Source organism: Robbsia andropogonis, from assembly GCF_034047095.1.
Classification (GTDB): Bacteria; Pseudomonadota; Gammaproteobacteria; order Burkholderiales; family Burkholderiaceae; genus Robbsia; species Robbsia andropogonis.
This window is the reverse complement of record NZ_CP139164.1, coordinates 798,316-813,812: the sequence shown is the minus strand read 5'-3', so window position 1 is coordinate 813,812 and position 15,497 is coordinate 798,316. Positions and strand designations below refer to the sequence as shown.

At 57.7% G+C, this 15,497-nt stretch carries 15 protein-coding genes; 4 read left to right on the top strand and 11 right to left on the bottom strand.

The window, feature by feature from the left end; translation table 11 throughout:
- Nucleotides 1-5: 5 nt before the first annotated feature.
- Nucleotides 6-932, top strand: coding sequence for a LysR family transcriptional regulator (locus tag SJQ66_RS03460; protein WP_024904117.1), 927 nt, complete (start codon nucleotides 6-8; stop codon nucleotides 930-932).
- A gap of 122 nt (nucleotides 933-1,054) precedes the next feature.
- On the opposite strand, the gene SJQ66_RS03455 is transcribed toward SJQ66_RS03460, so the two are convergent.
- From SJQ66_RS03455 to SJQ66_RS03435, 5 genes are all read right to left on the bottom strand, one after another.
- The gene (locus SJQ66_RS03455) at nucleotides 1,055-1,732 is read right to left on the bottom strand and encodes a DUF1028 domain-containing protein (protein ID WP_024904116.1); all 678 of its coding nucleotides are present in this window, start codon (nucleotides 1,730-1,732) and stop codon (nucleotides 1,055-1,057) included.
- Nucleotides 1,733-1,741: 9 nt separating this feature from the next.
- A complete protein-coding gene (locus tag SJQ66_RS03450; RefSeq protein WP_024904115.1) occupies nucleotides 1,742-2,179 on the bottom strand; it encodes a RidA family protein in 438 nt (145 codons plus the stop codon).
- A 111-nt stretch (nucleotides 2,180-2,290) separates the two neighbouring features.
- On the bottom strand, nucleotides 2,291-3,580 hold the full coding sequence (locus SJQ66_RS03445) for a flavin-containing monooxygenase (protein ID WP_320533613.1): 1,290 nt from the start codon (nucleotides 3,578-3,580) through the stop codon (nucleotides 2,291-2,293).
- A 257-nt stretch (nucleotides 3,581-3,837) separates the two neighbouring features.
- Complete coding sequence (locus SJQ66_RS03440) at nucleotides 3,838-5,460, bottom strand: methyl-accepting chemotaxis protein (RefSeq protein WP_024904114.1); 1,623 nt, start codon at nucleotides 5,458-5,460, stop codon at nucleotides 3,838-3,840.
- 277 nt (nucleotides 5,461-5,737) lie between these two features.
- Nucleotides 5,738-6,973 (bottom strand): ROK family protein, encoded by a 1,236-nt coding sequence (locus tag SJQ66_RS03435; RefSeq protein ID WP_320533612.1) that lies wholly within the window; start codon nucleotides 6,971-6,973, stop codon nucleotides 5,738-5,740.
- Nucleotides 6,974-7,106: 133 nt separating this feature from the next.
- Here SJQ66_RS03435 and SJQ66_RS03430 point away from each other — a divergent pair, with 133 nt between their 5' ends.
- The 3 genes from SJQ66_RS03430 (at nucleotide 7,107) to SJQ66_RS03420 (ending at nucleotide 10,112) form a co-directional block, all read left to right on the top strand.
- A complete protein-coding gene (locus SJQ66_RS03430) occupies nucleotides 7,107-7,979 on the top strand; it encodes a sugar phosphate isomerase/epimerase family protein (RefSeq protein WP_024904111.1) in 873 nt (290 codons plus the stop codon).
- Nucleotides 7,980-8,142: 163 nt separating this feature from the next.
- On the top strand, nucleotides 8,143-9,840 hold the full coding sequence (locus SJQ66_RS03425; RefSeq protein ID WP_320533611.1) for a sodium:solute symporter family protein: 1,698 nt from the start codon (nucleotides 8,143-8,145) through the stop codon (nucleotides 9,838-9,840).
- Nucleotides 9,837-10,112, top strand: a complete 276-nt coding sequence (locus SJQ66_RS03420) for a hypothetical protein (RefSeq protein WP_024904109.1) — start codon at nucleotides 9,837-9,839, stop codon at nucleotides 10,110-10,112. Before SJQ66_RS03425 ends, SJQ66_RS03420 begins: the two co-directional genes overlap by 4 nt.
- 169 nt (nucleotides 10,113-10,281) lie before the next feature.
- On the opposite strand, the gene SJQ66_RS03415 is transcribed toward SJQ66_RS03420, so the two are convergent.
- The 6 genes from SJQ66_RS03415 to SJQ66_RS03390 all read right to left on the bottom strand — a co-directional run bounded on the left by SJQ66_RS03415 (nucleotide 10,282) and on the right by SJQ66_RS03390 (nucleotide 15,460).
- Complete coding sequence (locus tag SJQ66_RS03415) at nucleotides 10,282-11,136, bottom strand: PA4780 family RIO1-like protein kinase (protein WP_024904108.1); 855 nt, start codon at nucleotides 11,134-11,136, stop codon at nucleotides 10,282-10,284.
- Between the two features lie 383 nt (nucleotides 11,137-11,519).
- On the bottom strand, nucleotides 11,520-11,735 hold the full coding sequence (locus SJQ66_RS03410) for a hypothetical protein (protein ID WP_024904107.1): 216 nt from the start codon (nucleotides 11,733-11,735) through the stop codon (nucleotides 11,520-11,522).
- A 246-nt stretch (nucleotides 11,736-11,981) separates the two neighbouring features.
- Nucleotides 11,982-12,563 carry a PqiC family protein gene (locus tag SJQ66_RS03405; protein WP_036010747.1) on the bottom strand — a complete coding sequence of 194 codons (582 nt, stop codon included), beginning with the start codon at nucleotides 12,561-12,563 and terminating at the stop codon, nucleotides 11,982-11,984.
- Nucleotides 12,560-14,212 carry a PqiB family protein gene (locus SJQ66_RS03400; RefSeq protein WP_253464073.1) on the bottom strand — a complete coding sequence of 551 codons (1,653 nt, stop codon included), beginning with the start codon at nucleotides 14,210-14,212 and terminating at the stop codon, nucleotides 12,560-12,562. Before SJQ66_RS03400 ends, SJQ66_RS03405 begins: the two co-directional genes overlap by 4 nt.
- Entirely contained in the window at nucleotides 14,205-14,831 is a 627-nt protein-coding gene (locus SJQ66_RS03395; RefSeq protein ID WP_024904105.1) for a paraquat-inducible protein A, read from the bottom strand. The genes SJQ66_RS03400 and SJQ66_RS03395 overlap by 8 nt, the downstream gene beginning before the upstream one ends.
- Nucleotides 14,831-15,460, bottom strand: a complete 630-nt coding sequence (locus tag SJQ66_RS03390; RefSeq protein ID WP_320533610.1) for a paraquat-inducible protein A — start codon at nucleotides 15,458-15,460, stop codon at nucleotides 14,831-14,833. The genes SJQ66_RS03395 and SJQ66_RS03390 overlap by 1 nt, the downstream gene beginning before the upstream one ends.
- Nucleotides 15,461-15,497 lie beyond the last annotated feature (37 nt).

Below are 15,497 nucleotides of genomic sequence, written 5' to 3'. Positions count from 1 at the left end.
CGTCGATGGATAATCAGCCGCTACGTTATTCCCTGCGGCAACTGCGTTATTTCGTGGTCACGGCCGAAACGCTGTCTTTCACCGCCGCCGCGCGACGGCTGCACATCTCACAACCTTCCATCTCGACAGCACTGGCGGATCTTGAAACCTCGTTTGGCGTTCAATTATTTATCCGCCACCATGCAAGTGGCCTTTCACTTACGCAGGCCGGGCGCGATTTGCTTGGACACGCGCGTAATCTCCTCAAGATCGCGGAGGAGTTGCAGGCCACCGCCACGGAGATGGACGGCGGCATGACCGGCGTTATTGCCTTGGGCTGCCTGTCTTCCATCGCACCGCCCCTGTTGCCCGGACTGATCGCCCACTTCGCCGCCGAGCATGCCGGCATATCGTTTCGCACCATCGAGGGCCACCAGGACGATCTGCTGCGTGGCCTGCAAGATGGCTCGCTCGATCTCGCGCTCACGTATAGTCTCGATCTCACCGAAGACACTGAATTCACGCCACTCCTGTCGCTACCGCCGTACGCCTTACTCCCGAAGAACCACCGGCTTGCACGCGCACGCCAGGTCGCGCTCGCCGATTTGCTGGAAGAGCCCTATGTCATGCTGGATTTGCCACACAGCAGGGAATATTTCGCGGCACTCTTTGATGCGGTGGGCAATCGTCCAGTGCCGGCGTATCGCTCCGCACAGCCAGAGGTCGTCAGAGGAATGGTAGCAAACGGCCTGGGTTACAGCCTCCTCAATTTCCCATTGAAATCTACACGGACCGTCGACGGCGAAGACTTTGTCATCAAGCGTTTCAAGGATACCGTCACGGCAACCACCCTCGGCATTGCCCGATCACGAACGATGCGGACGCGGCGCGTGGTGAACCACTTTATTGCATTCAGCGAGCACTATATCCGCCGCTTGCAGTTGGAGGCCTGAACGAACCCGTCCCTGCCATCGGCGTGACGGACGGAGGGCCAACTCGTAACGATTACAACGCAACGCTGGTACGGAACATGGTGTTGTCTGAACACCCGACCGTGCGCATTATGTCGACACCATCACTCGTTGCCCGGTACGCCATAGCTGGGGGCCGCGGTGGGGTTCAACGCCCGTGTCATGTAATCCTGCATCTGTGGCTTATAGACGGTCCAAAGACTCGCCAACCTGCCGACGGGATCATCGTCGGCCCAATCGACGCGAAGGTCGACCAAGGGCCAACATAACGCTCCCTGAACCGTCAATGCCGCCGAATGTACCGGCCCCGCCTCGCCGCCCTTTTCCATCCCGGCGTGCAGTGCGCGGAGCAGGCGATCGGGCAACAGGCCGTTCGCATTCTCGAACGCCGGGATCATGGCATCGATGACTTCGGTTCGTGCCAGCATATTTCCCCCGGCGATACACTGGACGCCTTCGCGTACTTGATGGATGCCCAGCGTCTCCGCACCACTAAAAGAAGCGGTACGACCTTGCGCATCAATGCACATCACCTGCCGATATTCATGCCATTCAGATGATGCGAGCGCGAAACTAAGCGCGTCCGCCGGCAGCATGCGTGCGTGCTCCAATTGATCGAGAATCCGCGGTCCGAGCGCGGGTAGCGTGACGTTCTGCGTTGCTACCGCACCGACGTTCGAACGGACCCAGGGACATCGTGCTCCCACCGCAATGCTCGATGAGCTGATGGCGATGCCAAGCTGTCCCGTTTCGGCGCATCGGCCGACAATCGAAAAAGTCATTGCTACCCCTTAAAGCCGCGGCGGCGTCCAGCCATCCGGTATTACCGCGACCACATCGATTTCCATCAACCATTCCGGCTGCCCGAGCGCCACCACGACAAGCCCCGTGGAAATTGGGAACACCCCTTTTAACCACGCGCCCACTTCGCGATAAACTGGCTCCCGGTAACGCACATCGGTCAAATACGTCACCGTCTTGACGATATGCATTATGTCGCTGCCTGCTTCCTCAAGCAATTGCTTGACGTTTTTCATCGCCTGCTCGGCTTGCGCGCGCGGATCACCAAGTCCTACGAGGCGACCCTCGAAATCCGTACCGACCTGACCGCGTACATAGACGGTATTGCCGGCGCGTACCGCCTGGCACAAATCGTTGTCGAGGGTCTGGTTCGGATAGGTATCCTTGGTATTGAACATTCGGATACGGGTATGGGTAGGTTGGCTCATCGTATAACCTTGTACATGCGAATGGAATGTTCATCGTCGCGCGCTGGAAACATCAATATTATCGATTTCGCAGACCTCAGGCGAAGACGATGTATCAATCGGAAGCCCGTCCTAGGCCTGACCGGACTTTGTCATACACACAGCGTTGGTATCGTAATACGCGAGGTAGTTGCGCTGGGTCACGATGTGATCGGCGATATGCCTGGCGTCGTGCCATGCTCCCCAGATAAACGCCGATCCCCGCCTGGAAAGCCAGGGCAATCCCACGAAATAAATGCCTGCTTCAGTCGATACGCCGCGCTGATGCCGCGGTTTGCCGTTTTCGTCGAAGGCATTGACTTGGAGCCACTTGAAGTCGGTCGCATAGCCGGTTGCCCAGATAATGGAGGTCACGCCAGCGTTGACGAGGTGCAATGTATCCAACGGATGCGTCATGCAATCTGGATCCGGGAGCACGTCACGTGCCTCCGGTTCCAGGGGCAGATCGAGACCATTGCACTCGGCGTAGGCATCGGCCCGCGCCAGCATGGACAGATAGTTTTCGTCACCACGGCGTATGTTGTCCGCCAGATCGGCCTCAAATCGCACAAGACCGTCCTCGAACGACTTTGTCACACCCGTAAGGATGATGCCTTGGTGCGCGAGGCGTCTGAAATCCACGGTATGGCCGCCCCGGGCACCACTGACGGCGATCGTTACATGTTCGCGGCCAGGCACCCGCATCTCGGAATCCCATTCACCCAGCACGCCGAGCCACCAACAAAAGTCGCGTGTGCGATAGGCACGCGGCGGGCGATCATGCGGTCCCACCGATAAGTAGACCTGTCGTCCGGCCCGCTGTAACTCGTCGGCAATCTGCGCCCCGGAAGATCCCGCGCCCACGACCAAAACAGCGCCGGCGGGCAACTGCGATGGATTACGATAATCCGCCGAATGAATCTGCGTGAACCTGGTATCCGATGGCGCGATCGCAGGGATCACCGGGCGATGAAACGGTCCGGTTGCCACCACGACGCGTTGCGCCATGATGACGCCATCCGACGTCTCTACCGTAAAGCCTGGACGACGAACGTTGCGAACCACCTTCGTCACTTCTACGCCAGTGCGGATGGGCGCATCGAACTTTCTGGCATAAGCGGCAAAGTAGTCCGCTATTTGCTCCTTCGATGCAAAACCGTCCGGGTCGACGCCCGGGATGCGCATATTCGGAAAACGATCATGCCAGGCGGGGCCGTTTGCAACCAGGGAGTCCCAGCGGCCGGTGCGCCATCGCTCAGCAATTCGCGCCCGTTCCAATACCAGATGCGGCACGCCGTGCCGCGTCAAATGCTCGCTGACGGCAACGCCAGCCTGGCCGGCGCCTACCACCAGGGTGTCGATTGACCTGGCCTCTTCTGTCATCGCGAATTCTTCCTTGAGGCGTGGTGAACACTTCAGCAAAATCTACGCCGCTTTCAAGAATCCGAAAAATATATTTAAAAAATGCCTTGCATTGCATTTTCCTATTCAACCATCACGCAATTATCGTATGTCGATGAAAAATACGTGATCTCGACGAGAGGCGTCTATCCGATAAGGACGGCACGCCTTCGGAGCGATAGCGCCAGGGATACTTTCCTGAACGCATCGTCGGGCAGTCTCCGGCTAAGGCCTTCCGGTCATGCAAGCACGGCGCGAGGTGCCGCCCCGCGCGCCCGCGTTGCATCCGCTTGCCGACGACTTTGCGGCTTCGCATCAAGCACGAACACCGAGACCGCATCGCGCATGGCATGACTGCTTTCAGCAAGTGCCTGCGCGGCGGCTGACGTTTGCTCGACGAGCGCGGCGTTTTGCTGCGTCACCGAGTCCATCTGGTTCAGCGCGACATTGACCTGCTCCGCGCCTGCGCTTTGCTCCGTCGATCCCGTTGCGACGTCACGCATGATGATCACGAGCTTGTCCACCGAAGACAACAAGGCATCCATTGTCTGACCGGCTTGGCCGACGCGTTCGGCTCCGTAAGATACCCGATCTGCCGATTCATCGATCAATGCCTTGATCTCCTTCGATGCCGAAGCGCTGCGCTGTGCGAGCGCCCTGACTTCAGAAGCCACCACGGCAAAGCCGCGACCTTGCTCGCCCGCACGCGCCGCTTCCACTGCGGCGTTCAGCGCCAATATATTTGTCTGGAATGCAATGCCTTCGATCACGCCGATGATCTGGACCATCTTTTGCGAGCTGGCGCTGATGCCGTTCATCGTCTCGACCACTTCGGCTACCATTAGGCCATTTTCCCGCGCGGTTTCCGAGACAGCCGAGGCGACGCTGTTTCCATGTTCTGCATTTTCCGCATTCTGCCGCGCCGTCATCGCGATCTGATTCATGCTGGCGGCGGTCTCTTCGAGCGAGGCGGCTTGTTCTTCGGTACGTTGCGCCAAATCGGTCGAGCCTTGTGCGATCTCGCTTGATGCGGCGTTGATTGTCTCGCCCGACCGTTGAATATCCCTGACGATGTCGTTTAACCGCGATCGCATGCGTTCAAGCGAGGCCATTAAACTGCCCTCGTCCGTCGCGACAACGTCGACCTTGTGTGACAAATCCCCTTCGGCGATCGATCGTGCCAAACGCACCGCAGCAGCTGGCTCTCCGCCCAATTGCCCTAATAGACTACGCGAGGTGAGCAACGACGCAGCGATACCAAGCAGCACCGCGATCGATCCCGCAACGGCGATGGCGACCGTCAAATTCGATGCGGCTCGATTCGCGTCGGCCGAGACCTCGCCATTTTGCTTGCTTTCGATATCCACCAAGCTGGCGAGATTCGCTACCCATGCGCGTTGCTGCTGACGAAGGTCGTGACCGATGATCAACACCGCACCGTTGGTGTCTCCGCCATTCACCAATGAAATGATCTTTTCAAATATGGGCAACGTGTCCGCCTCGTTTTTACGCAGAGCGTTGACGACCGCCAGTTCGTCCGGGGCGGCGCCGTACTGTTGGAACATCTGGTTCAGCTTTGCATACGTCTCTCTATACTTCGCGATCTGGCTGTTGATGCGCTCTATCTCGATTTGCTTCTCGTTCTCTGATTCGAACAGCACGACATTGCGAATGGCGATCACCATGTCGATAACCGCGGCGCGAAGATCCACTGCGGCTTCCTTTTCCTTGTTATTGACCTCGGTGATCTCCAATACTTTTTTCTGCAGCGAATGAATACCGACGAGACTCGTCACGGCAATCGCGGTCAACAGAACAAGGACAAGCCCAAAGCCTAGTGCGAATTTATAAGCGATCTTCATCTTGGCGCTCGTGTAAAACGACGATGTCGGAGTGCGCCATGGCGAAATGACCAGGCGCGCTTCCTAACCTAACGGCGCGATACGAACCTGACTTTACCGAAATAAAAGAGTAATTATGCAAAACAGTCGTTTTAATGAACCAAATGTTTGCAATGAGGAAGAAATCGATCTCAAAAATGATACAGAACATACCACCTTGCAGCACGCCAACGGGCACCGCCAATACGGGCAACGGTCAGATCGCGGTCCTCACACGGATTGCAAAAGGTCATACCGCTTACGGACGCACGGCGCCATGCTGCCCACTCTCTCCAATTCGTCGATCCACGACCGACGGATCAAACAGGGTGTCCACCATCATTTGCGCAACACCATGCAACGCCGCCGTGTCGCCAAGCGAACTCGTGACAATCTGCAATTGACGAGTAGCCAAAGGCGGCGCCCGGCGATAAACCGCTTGCCGCAGGGACGCAAGGAAATGCTCCTGGACGATTTCACCACCCACGACGATCACGTCCGGATTCAACAAGCTGACCGCCAGCGTCAACGCATCGCCGAGTCGTTCGCCGGCGACGGCCAGTTTCTCCAATACAACCGGATCTCCCCGATCAGCCAGGGTCCTGACATCGCGCACGTCGCGCAGCGTTGACATGCCCCCCTGCTGAAGATCTCGCAGTATCGCCCAACCGGATGTATAAGCCTCCAGACACCCCACATTGCCGCATCGACATCGGCGCGGCAGCGCCGTTCCGCCTGTCGGCGGCATGAACCAGTGTCCGAGGTCTCCGGCCGCGCCCAAGGCACCCCGTTGCAATGCACCGGACATGATCAGCCCCGATCCCACGCCGGAACCCACCGTCAGGTACAGCAGATGATCGACTTTCGGGAAATGCAAACGATGCTCGCCAAGCGCCATTAAATTGGCATCGTTATCCACCGTCACCACTGCGTCATAGCGCGCGGCGAAATAGTCAGGGATGCGATAATTGTCCCATCCCGGCATGATCGGCGGCCGGACGATACGCCCCTCACGAAATGCCACGGGTCCCGGCACCCCGACCCCAATCCCACGGACATCCGCCATACCGTAGCCCAAAAGGGCCAATATCCGATCGAAGCTCGCACAAAGGATGGCAAGTACCTTCTCTGGTCCATCCGAGATGTCGATCACTTCGTGATAACTGTGCAAAATAGTCCCGGATGCATCGGCCAAGCCGACGTGCATACCGTTGGCGCTGGTTGCCGCGAGCAACAGCACACCCAATTTCGCATTCAGACAAAATGTACCGGGGCGACGGCCGCCGCTGGACTCGACCGGGGCCGCGGTGGCCAGATAACCAGCGGCCAGCAGCACATCCAGACGTTGTGCGATGGTCGAACGTGACAATCCCGTAAGCGCGATAAGTGCCTGGCGCGTCACGGCGCGCCCGGAGCGCACCAATGCCAAAACGGTCCCTGGTCCGTCTGGGGACGCCAACGCATGACCCTCACTGCTCCGTTGCTCCAATGTCACCTCCTACGCGACTCCGACTTTTGCGTAATAATAAAGCAAAAGTTGTCGCAAAAAGCACAAAATACGGTGTGCGCGCATTGGTGGAGGGTGCCGATCCGGCCCGATTCAACAACATGGAGGAGCAATGACAAAAATGAATACCTTGGGAGTGCATGCATTGGTGTGGGCCGGTGATTTGACCGCCCCATCAGTCGAGAAAATTGTCAAGGGAAGCAAGGCGGCAGGCTACGGTCTCGTCGAATTTTCCTTACACGACACGTCGGTTCTTGACGTTGCGGCAACGCGAGCCTTGATGGAACGTGAATGCATCGAAGTAGCATGCTCGCGCGGCCTCGCGTTCGATGCCGATGTGTCCAGCGATGATCACGAAGTTGTCGCGCGCGGGGTGGCGTTGCTCGAGAGTAGTCTCGACATCGCCCACAGCTTGGGTTCGAAATATTTTTGCGGCGGTTTGTACAGCGCATTCGGCAAATACACTCGACCTGTCAGCGCGCAAGGTCGGCGCAACGTCGTGTCATCGCTGAAGCGCGTGGCGGACAAGGCGGCGGGCCTCGGCATCACGCTTGGATTGGAGGTGGTGAATCGCTACGAAAGCAACGTGGTCAATACGACGGAGCAAGCACTTGAAGTGATTGCGCAGGTCGGCGCCGACAATCTCAAGGTACATCTCGATATCTATCACATGAATATCGAAGAGGCCGATTTTTTCTCGCCGGTCATCGCCTGCGGTGACAAGCTTGGGTATGTCCATATCGGCGAAAATCATCGTGGCTTTCTCGGCTCGGGGCATCTTGATTTCGCGACGTTCTTTCATGCCCTGGCGACAATCGGCTATCGCGGCCCGATCACCTTCGAAAGCTTCTCGTCGGCCGTAGTATCGAAGGGCCTATCGGTCGACCTCGCGATCTGGCGCAACTTATGGGATGACAGCGCGACACTCGCCACGCACGCGCGCGATTTCATGGCATTGCATGCAAGCGCCGCCGGCCTCGGCAAGGCGGCCTGATCACACCATCACACGATCTGGTTCGGTCCAAAACGACCCCTGATCCGCGTGGCATAGTGAAATATCGTTACCGGCCGTACATGATCATACGTGCCGAGGTAACGGCGTGGCTGAACCATCGATCCACAACCGGCCGCGATCGCTTATAACAGGAGGGGCATTCATGTCCTCAAGTCATATCGGCATTTTGCATCTCAATTTTCTCGACTACACGATTCTCGCCATCTATTTTGTGGTGATCGTCGTCATTGGCCTGCTGGCAAATCGCGCCACCAAGACGTCGAGCGACTTCTTTTTATCCGCGCGGTCGATGCCCGCATGGATTACAGGTATCGCTTTCATTTCGGCAAACATGGGCGCGCTCGAAATTCTTGGAAACGCCGCCAACGGTGCGCAGTATGGGGCAGCAGCCGTTCATTTCTTCTGGCTCGGCGCCATCCCGGCGATGGTGTTCCTGGGCGTGGTGATGATGCCTTTCTACTATTCGTCACGTATGCATAGCGTGCCGGAATATCTGCGACGACGCTTCAATGCGTCCACCCACCTGCTGAATGCCCTGATATTCGCTGTGGGCCAGATATTGATTGCCGGCATCAACTTGTACGCGCTTGCGTTGATTATCGAGCGTCTACTTGGATGGCCTCTGATCGTATCGGTTGCGCTGGGTGCCGCGTTCGTTTTGTTGTATATCCTGCTCGGCGGTTTGTCCGCCGCAATGTACGGCGAGGTCCTGCAGTTCTTTGTGATCCTGGCAGGCCTCGCCCCAATCGTTGCATTGGGCCTGCACCATGTCGGCGGCTGGCACGCCGTGGCGGCGGCAATGCCGAGCCCCGAGCATACGATGACCTGGGAGGGCACGCAGGTCGGACATTGGCGCAACCCCCTGGGTGACTGGATAGGTCTGGCGATGGGCGAAGGCTTTCTGCTCGCCTTTGGCTATTGGACGACAAACTTCGCCGAGGTGCAGCGTGCCCTTTCCGCGAGTAGCTTAAACGCGGCAAGACGCACGCCGATCATTGGCGCATTTCCAAAGCTCATCTTGCCTCTATTCACGGTGGTCCCTGGAATGGTCGCGTTGGCGATGATTCCAGGATTGGGTACGCCGAGCGGGCCGTCTTTCAATCAGGCCATTCCAGAACTGATGCAACGCTTGTTACCCAACGGCGTCCTTGGTCTGGCGGTCACGGCGCTGCTGGCCGGCTTCATGGCCGGCATGGCCGCCAATATCAGCGGCTTCAATACGGTATTCACCTACGATCTCTGGAAACCTTACATTGCCAAGGCGCGAAGCGATCACTACTACTTGCAGGTCGGGCGTGTGGCAACCGCAGGCGGCATTATCGTCACGATGGGCACCGCCTTTATCGCGGCGAGCTACAACAACATCCAGAATTACATGCAGATGCTGTTTTCATTTTTCAATACGCCACTTTTCACGGCGTTTATCATCGGTTTGTTTTGGCGAAGAACGTCTGGGATGGGGGCGTTCTGGGGTATGTTGGCCGGCACTGCCGGTGCCGCGCTGGCCCACATCGCGGCACCGCATATTGCCTACTTCCATCAAGGCGGCGTTATTGATGCGGCGCATTTCAGCGAGCAGATGGCCAACTTCTATGGCGCCATCGCGGCATTCATCTGCACGTCGGTTGTCACCGTGGCGGTGAGTCTGTTCACACGGCCGCGCCCGCTCTCGGAGTTAAAGGGCCTGGTATGGGGGCTCCCCGATCCGAATTCGCCTGACGCAGCCGAGGCGATGCACATGACCACGTGGTATCGCTCCCCGCCGGTACTCGGCGCAATTGTCTTGGCGATGGCACTCGCGGCCTCACTGATACTGATCTACTGGAGAGCTACATTATGAACAAGCCAATACGCAATCCGGTTCACGTGGCACAACCCCGCGCCGACGATGCTGACGGCGGCAGCGGCTCCCGTGGCCTGTTCGATCTACGAATACTCGTCGCGGGATTATTGTTCGTGTACGGTGCGCTGCTGTTAGGCGCTGGCCTGTTCGATACCGCGTCGACGCTCGCCAAGGCGGACGGCGTACGCATCAATCTTTGGGAGGGCGTCGCACTGCTTGCCGTGTCCGCGTGTTTTGCCACATGGCGGTTGCTGGACCGCCGGAAGTAGCCTCCCGGCGGCACGTCGCACGGATGGATCTCCAACATACTGAAACATGATCGTGTGGCGTGCGTCTTCTAGGTCGCAAGCTTGAACGGCACCGCTAGGTGAGCCAACTGGCAAAGCACTTGATGCCATGACGCGCGTCGTCGGACAACCGGCTTGCGCTGCCCCTCAGTCAACCGGCGCGCAGCGCATCCTCGTGTCGAATCCGGGCTTCCTCTTCCAATCGGGTTTCTTCCAGCTCTTCCATCAAGCCTTCCAGATCCACTGGCGTCGTATCCGCCTCGACCTTGCCGGTCAACGGTACGTCCGGCGTCAACTGGCCGGCCTCGAACAATGCCCAGATTTCCTTACCGTATTCGGTGGCAAGCAGTGACGGCGCAAACCGGCCGAAATAGTCGGCGAGGTTCGCAACATCACGCTCCAGCATGGGCCCCGCCTCATTATTGCCCGCCGCATTGACCGCCTGGGGCAAGTCGATGATGACCGGACCGTCTGCCGCCAGCAGAATATTGTATTCAGACAGATCGCCATGAACGATGCCCGCACACAGCATGCGAATTACCTGCCTGAGCAACATCATGTGCAAGTCGATCGCACGCGCTTCCGTCATATCGACATCGTTAAGACGGGGCGCGACATTACCATCGGCGTCGACAACCAACTCCATCAACAATACGCCATCGCTGCAGATATAGGGTTGTGGGACACGTACCCCTGCGTTGGCGAGTTGAAACAGCGCGTCGACTTCGGCACTTTGCCAAGCCTCTTCCTGCATTTGGCGACCATACCGGGACCCTTTTTCCATCGCACGGGCCTGGCGGCTATTTTGTACTTTCCGGCCGTCGCGGTAGGACGAAGCCTGCCGGAAACTACGCTGCTTGGCGTCTTTATACACTTTTGCGCACCGGATCGAATCGCCGCTACGTACCACGTATACGATCGCTTCCTTGCCGCTCATCAATTGGCTGAGCACTTCGTCTATCAGGCCTTCCTCGACCAGCGGAACGAGACGTTTTGGGGGTTTCATGCGCTGACCACCTTCACCGAAGGCAGCGCGACGGCGCGCGTGTACTGTCCGCCGATATTGGCGCAGTGGGAAAAACAGAAATAATATGGGGTCATCCCCGAATTCTACGCGATTCGTCAGATCCTGTTACCAAACGCGGGATGGAAGGACACGTTTTACACGATTCGTGTGGCAATATTCGACGTGTTTCCGCGCGGTCCCCGATCTTGCCGACGAACGAACGCACGCGGCTTCTTCCTCACGGCATTTCAACCATACCGTTGGATTGCAGCGCCAAACGTTGCAAGGCAGCGATTGGGCGCCGGGCATACCATGCAAAAAGCGATACGAGTGCGTATGCGCCATGGGTCATAGGCCAGGCAAATGCCAATCGCTGATGCGCGTCACACGCTTTTATTTACCAGCAGCCCACGGCGATCCAGCGACAGATCCACCCGATCAAGCGACGCATACGCCTTCGCCGCTGTTGATCTCGATACGGCGAAAAACCCCGCCGTCGCTGGCGACGACCGCTTCGCCAGCGACGGCGGGAAGTTCAGCAACCAGTCTACTAACGAGGATTTGCCATCATTGTCACCAGTTGACTCGACAGTATTCATTTGCGCCACCGTTTAGGAGGAGAACCTCGCGCGCAACTCAGCGTCTTTTCAATCCCGCATGCGCACGTTCGGGTCCGGCTTGTCGCCTGGGAAAGCAGGCCTTTACTGGACAAAATTGTCTAATTAAATATTAGACAATTTTGTCCAGTAAAGCAATGCCTCGCACACTCTTTTTTGCGGCGAGGTCCGCGTTCACGACGACCACCGCATCGGCCGGAATGAAGCGGGATCACCCGGCAACGAAGCTCACCAACGCGCCGCGACAATATCGTCTGCTATCCGCAACGCCACATCATGAACCGCCTGTTGCTCAGCACGGACCAGACCGTCATAACTTCCGGGGGCGGATTTTTCGATCAAGGCATGCCCGAGAATCGGTGTATCGCGCCCTTTTTGAGATGACGTCACGCTCCAGCTGGCGTCGAGCTGCACCTCACGCCCCACCCAGGCATCCAAGCGCTGAATACGTACTGTCACCGAAATGACCGGCACACCTTGTGGGTATCGCAACCCCGTCACATCGGGCGAGCCAAGACGGGCGCCTAGCAGCGTCGCGAACGCCTGCCGTAGTTCATCGGCGAAAGGCGCGGCCCACTGTTCATCTTCCAGAATCCGGACGCCACTGGCACCCGTGCGTACGACAAAATTGCTTTGATCCAATTGTCGCGGCACGATGACGGGCAACACCGTCAATAGCAGATTGGCGTTTTTGTTCACGCTGTTTTCAGTCGACGTTGGTGCAAGCAACGTGTGGTAATGGACCGGCGCTGACGCGCAGGCACCCAACCCGATGCACAACGACGCTGCGATTGGCGAGAGGTATCTCATTTATCGGCTCCCTTTGCAGCGGCGGATATCCTGTCGCTCGCGGATGCGTCGTCTGTGTCGCCGCGGCGGCCTCGAAGCAAGGATTCCGGATGACGATTCAAGTAATCGACAAGGCTGCGTACAGACTGCGCCGAGCGCTGTACCTCTTCCAATGCTTGATTGATGTTTTGCTGCAATCGCGAATCCGGCGAGAGGAATTGTTGCGCATTACCCAAGGCCCCCTGTGCTTGCTGCATCGTGCGCGTGGTTTCCGGCAACAACTGCCCGTTGACTTGCTTCAATGTGGCATCCAGGCTCGACAAGTTGGCACTCAATTGCAAGCCGATGGTGTCGAAAGGAATCTTGTCGATCTTATCCACGACGTGATTCAGTTTTTCTTCGAGTTGGTCCACCCCGGCGGTTGAAATCGTCGGAAGATATAACGGCTGCATCTGAGGATTGAAGCTTACCGGTGCGGCGTTCTGCACGAAATCCAGCGAGATATAGAGTTGCCCCGTCAGCAAATTACCCGCCTTGGCCTGCGCCCTCAGCCCATGCTGCACCCAGATGCTCAGGAAATGCAGCGCCTGCTGGTCGGCAGCGCCGTCGAATTTTGGCAGTTTCGCCAGTACACGTCCCAGTTTTTTAGGATAAACGTCGATACCAACCAATGTCGGGAACCGCTTTTTCGATGCGTCGTAGTCGAGATCGACCGACGTGACAACGCCGAGTTCCCTACCCGAAAAGACGACCGGCGCACCAACGACAAGCCCCCGCAGTGATTGCGCGAAAAGCAGATCGAAATGTACGGGTGGTCCGTGGGGCGGCTCCATCGCGGCTTGCTGATCCTTGGCCAGGAAATACATTGGCTTCGGACTGCCACCGCCGTCGTCGGGTGTTGCAAAAGCGATGCCGCCGGTCACGACGGTTGCAAGCGATTGCGTATTGACTTTCAGGCCGGTCGCATTCAATGAGATATCGACACCGCTGGCGTTCCAGAATCGTGTATTTTCCGTAACGAATCGGTCGTACGGAGCATCGATGAAGAGCTGGAGGCTGACGTGTTTCCCATCGTCATCGAGCTGATAGGACGCGACGCGGCCGACTTGAATATGTCGATAGTAAACCGGCGAGTTGACGTCAATGGAGCCCAATTCATCTGTCCGTAGCGAGAACGAGCGCCCAGGGGTGCCGTTGATCACCGAGGGTGGCGTTTCGAGACCCACAAAATCGGTTTGATGTTCACTGGATGTCCCTTTATCAACGCCTATATAGGAACCGGATAACAGCGTATCGATGCCCGATGCCCCGCCGGCACCAATGCGCGGCCGTACAACCCAGAAACGCGTCTCCGCATTTGCCAGGCTACGCGCACTATTGGTGAGCGCGACTTTCGCAATCACATGGGTTCCATCATCGCTGAGATCCACCGATGACACCGTGCCGACCGTCACATCTTTGTACTTCACGGCGGTCTTCCCTTCCGTTAATCCAGCCGCCGTGCGAAACGAGATGGTGATAACCGGGCCTTTCGTCATCAAACCGTGAACGAGCATCGATATGCCAATCAATACGGCAATTGCCGGAACGAGCCAGACAACCGATACTGGAATGCGGTGTCGAGACGCGGGTAATGGAGGTTCCGGTGTGCCGTTCAAAGGGTCATTCATTACGTTGACGGTCCCAAATTAAGCGAGGATCAAAACTGATGGCGGAAAGAATCGTCAGCAACACAACCAGACCAAAAAAGAGAATGCCGATTCTGGGCGCGGCCGCGCTCAATGCGCCGAAATTGCCAATGGCAGCGCCCCAGCCCACGACGAAAACATCGAGCATCGACCAATAACCAATCAATTCGAGGAGTCGATACAGCGTGGTCCGCTCCTTCAGCGCATGCGAACTGCCTCCGCGAGTGCTCACTAGCAACAAGCCCAACACCAGGAACTTTCCGCATGGCACCGCAACGCTGGCAATAAAAATCAATAAAGCCAGCGCGTGCGACCCGGACGTCCAGAAATCGATGATTCCACCGAGGATGGTATTTTCGGTCCCTTCTCCCAGCAGTTCCGTGTACACCACCGGGTAAAGGTTTGCAGGAATGTAGAAAACCATCGCCGCCAAAAGAAAGGCCGTTGCCCGCGCCACACTGGCCGGCTTGCGGCGGTGCAAGGTCGCACCGCACCGTGGACAGGCCGCCGAAGGCGTGTGATCCAACACGTCCTCACACACAAGGCCACAGCCATGGCATGCCACTACGCCGAATGCTTGCGCGCGTGCGAGAGACACCATCACGCTCCGTCATCAAGAGGCCGCGAGCGTTGCTCCGCCAGCGACCACACTGCGTGCATGTCCCGATTTGCAATAACGGTCAAACCGATCATCGACATGGTCAGTGCCCAGACGCCAGAAAGCGGCTGGACATGCAGCGTGGCGGAAAGCTTGATCATCGTCACGAACACGCCGAGCAAGGCCACTTCAACCATGCTCCAATGACGCATGGCCGCGATAACGCGCATCGCACGCGCAAAACCAGGGGCGAGCCGGCCCTGCCGCGCGTGAAAAAGCACCCATGTCAAAAGAGCGATCTGGGTGGCAGGCGCGACAATGGCGGCAAACGCCGCCGGAATCGCGATCACGCCCGTATAGTCCTGGCAGAGCGCCCAGACGGCAGCCCCGAGCGTGGCATCATTGAATGCGCCTTGGAACCCGATGCGGACTACCGGACAGACGTTGGCGATAAAAAAAGCGACGGCGGTTGCAACAGACAGCGCCAGCCACGCATCCATCGAAATGCCCGGCCGCCGAAACAACGGCGCATTACACGACTGACACACGTATGACTCGCCATGCCGCAGCACCGGGCGGCGATATACCGTGTCACTACACCCGCATACGATCAGATCAGGAAAAGTTTTCAAGGCATGCTCGCGATGCGTGTCGTAGCGTCGACAGCGG

Excerpts from the sequence above, each read along its gene's own strand:
- SJQ66_RS03460 (WP_024904117.1), top strand. The coding sequence starts at position 6 with ATGGATAATCAGCCGCTACGTTATTCCCTGCGGCAACTGCGTTATTTC.
- SJQ66_RS03455 (WP_024904116.1), bottom strand. The coding sequence starts at position 1,732 with ATGACTTTTTCGATTGTCGGCCGATGCGCCGAAACGGGACAGCTTGGC.
- SJQ66_RS03450 (WP_024904115.1), bottom strand. The coding sequence starts at position 2,179 with ATGAGCCAACCTACCCATACCCGTATCCGAATGTTCAATACCAAGGAT.
- SJQ66_RS03445 (WP_320533613.1), bottom strand. The coding sequence starts at position 3,580 with ATGACAGAAGAGGCCAGGTCAATCGACACCCTGGTGGTAGGCGCCGGC.
- SJQ66_RS03440 (WP_024904114.1), bottom strand. The coding sequence starts at position 5,460 with ATGAAGATCGCTTATAAATTCGCACTAGGCTTTGGGCTTGTCCTTGTT.
- SJQ66_RS03430 (WP_024904111.1), top strand. The coding sequence starts at position 7,107 with ATGAATACCTTGGGAGTGCATGCATTGGTGTGGGCCGGTGATTTGACC.
- SJQ66_RS03425 (WP_320533611.1), top strand. The coding sequence starts at position 8,143 with ATGTCCTCAAGTCATATCGGCATTTTGCATCTCAATTTTCTCGACTAC.
- SJQ66_RS03420 (WP_024904109.1), top strand. The coding sequence starts at position 9,837 with ATGAACAAGCCAATACGCAATCCGGTTCACGTGGCACAACCCCGCGCC.
- SJQ66_RS03415 (WP_024904108.1), bottom strand. The coding sequence starts at position 11,136 with ATGAAACCCCCAAAACGTCTCGTTCCGCTGGTCGAGGAAGGCCTGATA.
- SJQ66_RS03410 (WP_024904107.1), bottom strand. The coding sequence starts at position 11,735 with ATGAATACTGTCGAGTCAACTGGTGACAATGATGGCAAATCCTCGTTA.
- SJQ66_RS03405 (WP_036010747.1), bottom strand. The coding sequence starts at position 12,563 with ATGAGATACCTCTCGCCAATCGCAGCGTCGTTGTGCATCGGGTTGGGT.
- SJQ66_RS03400 (WP_253464073.1), bottom strand. The coding sequence starts at position 14,212 with ATGAATGACCCTTTGAACGGCACACCGGAACCTCCATTACCCGCGTCT.
- SJQ66_RS03395 (WP_024904105.1), bottom strand. The coding sequence starts at position 14,831 with ATGGTGTCTCTCGCACGCGCGCAAGCATTCGGCGTAGTGGCATGCCAT.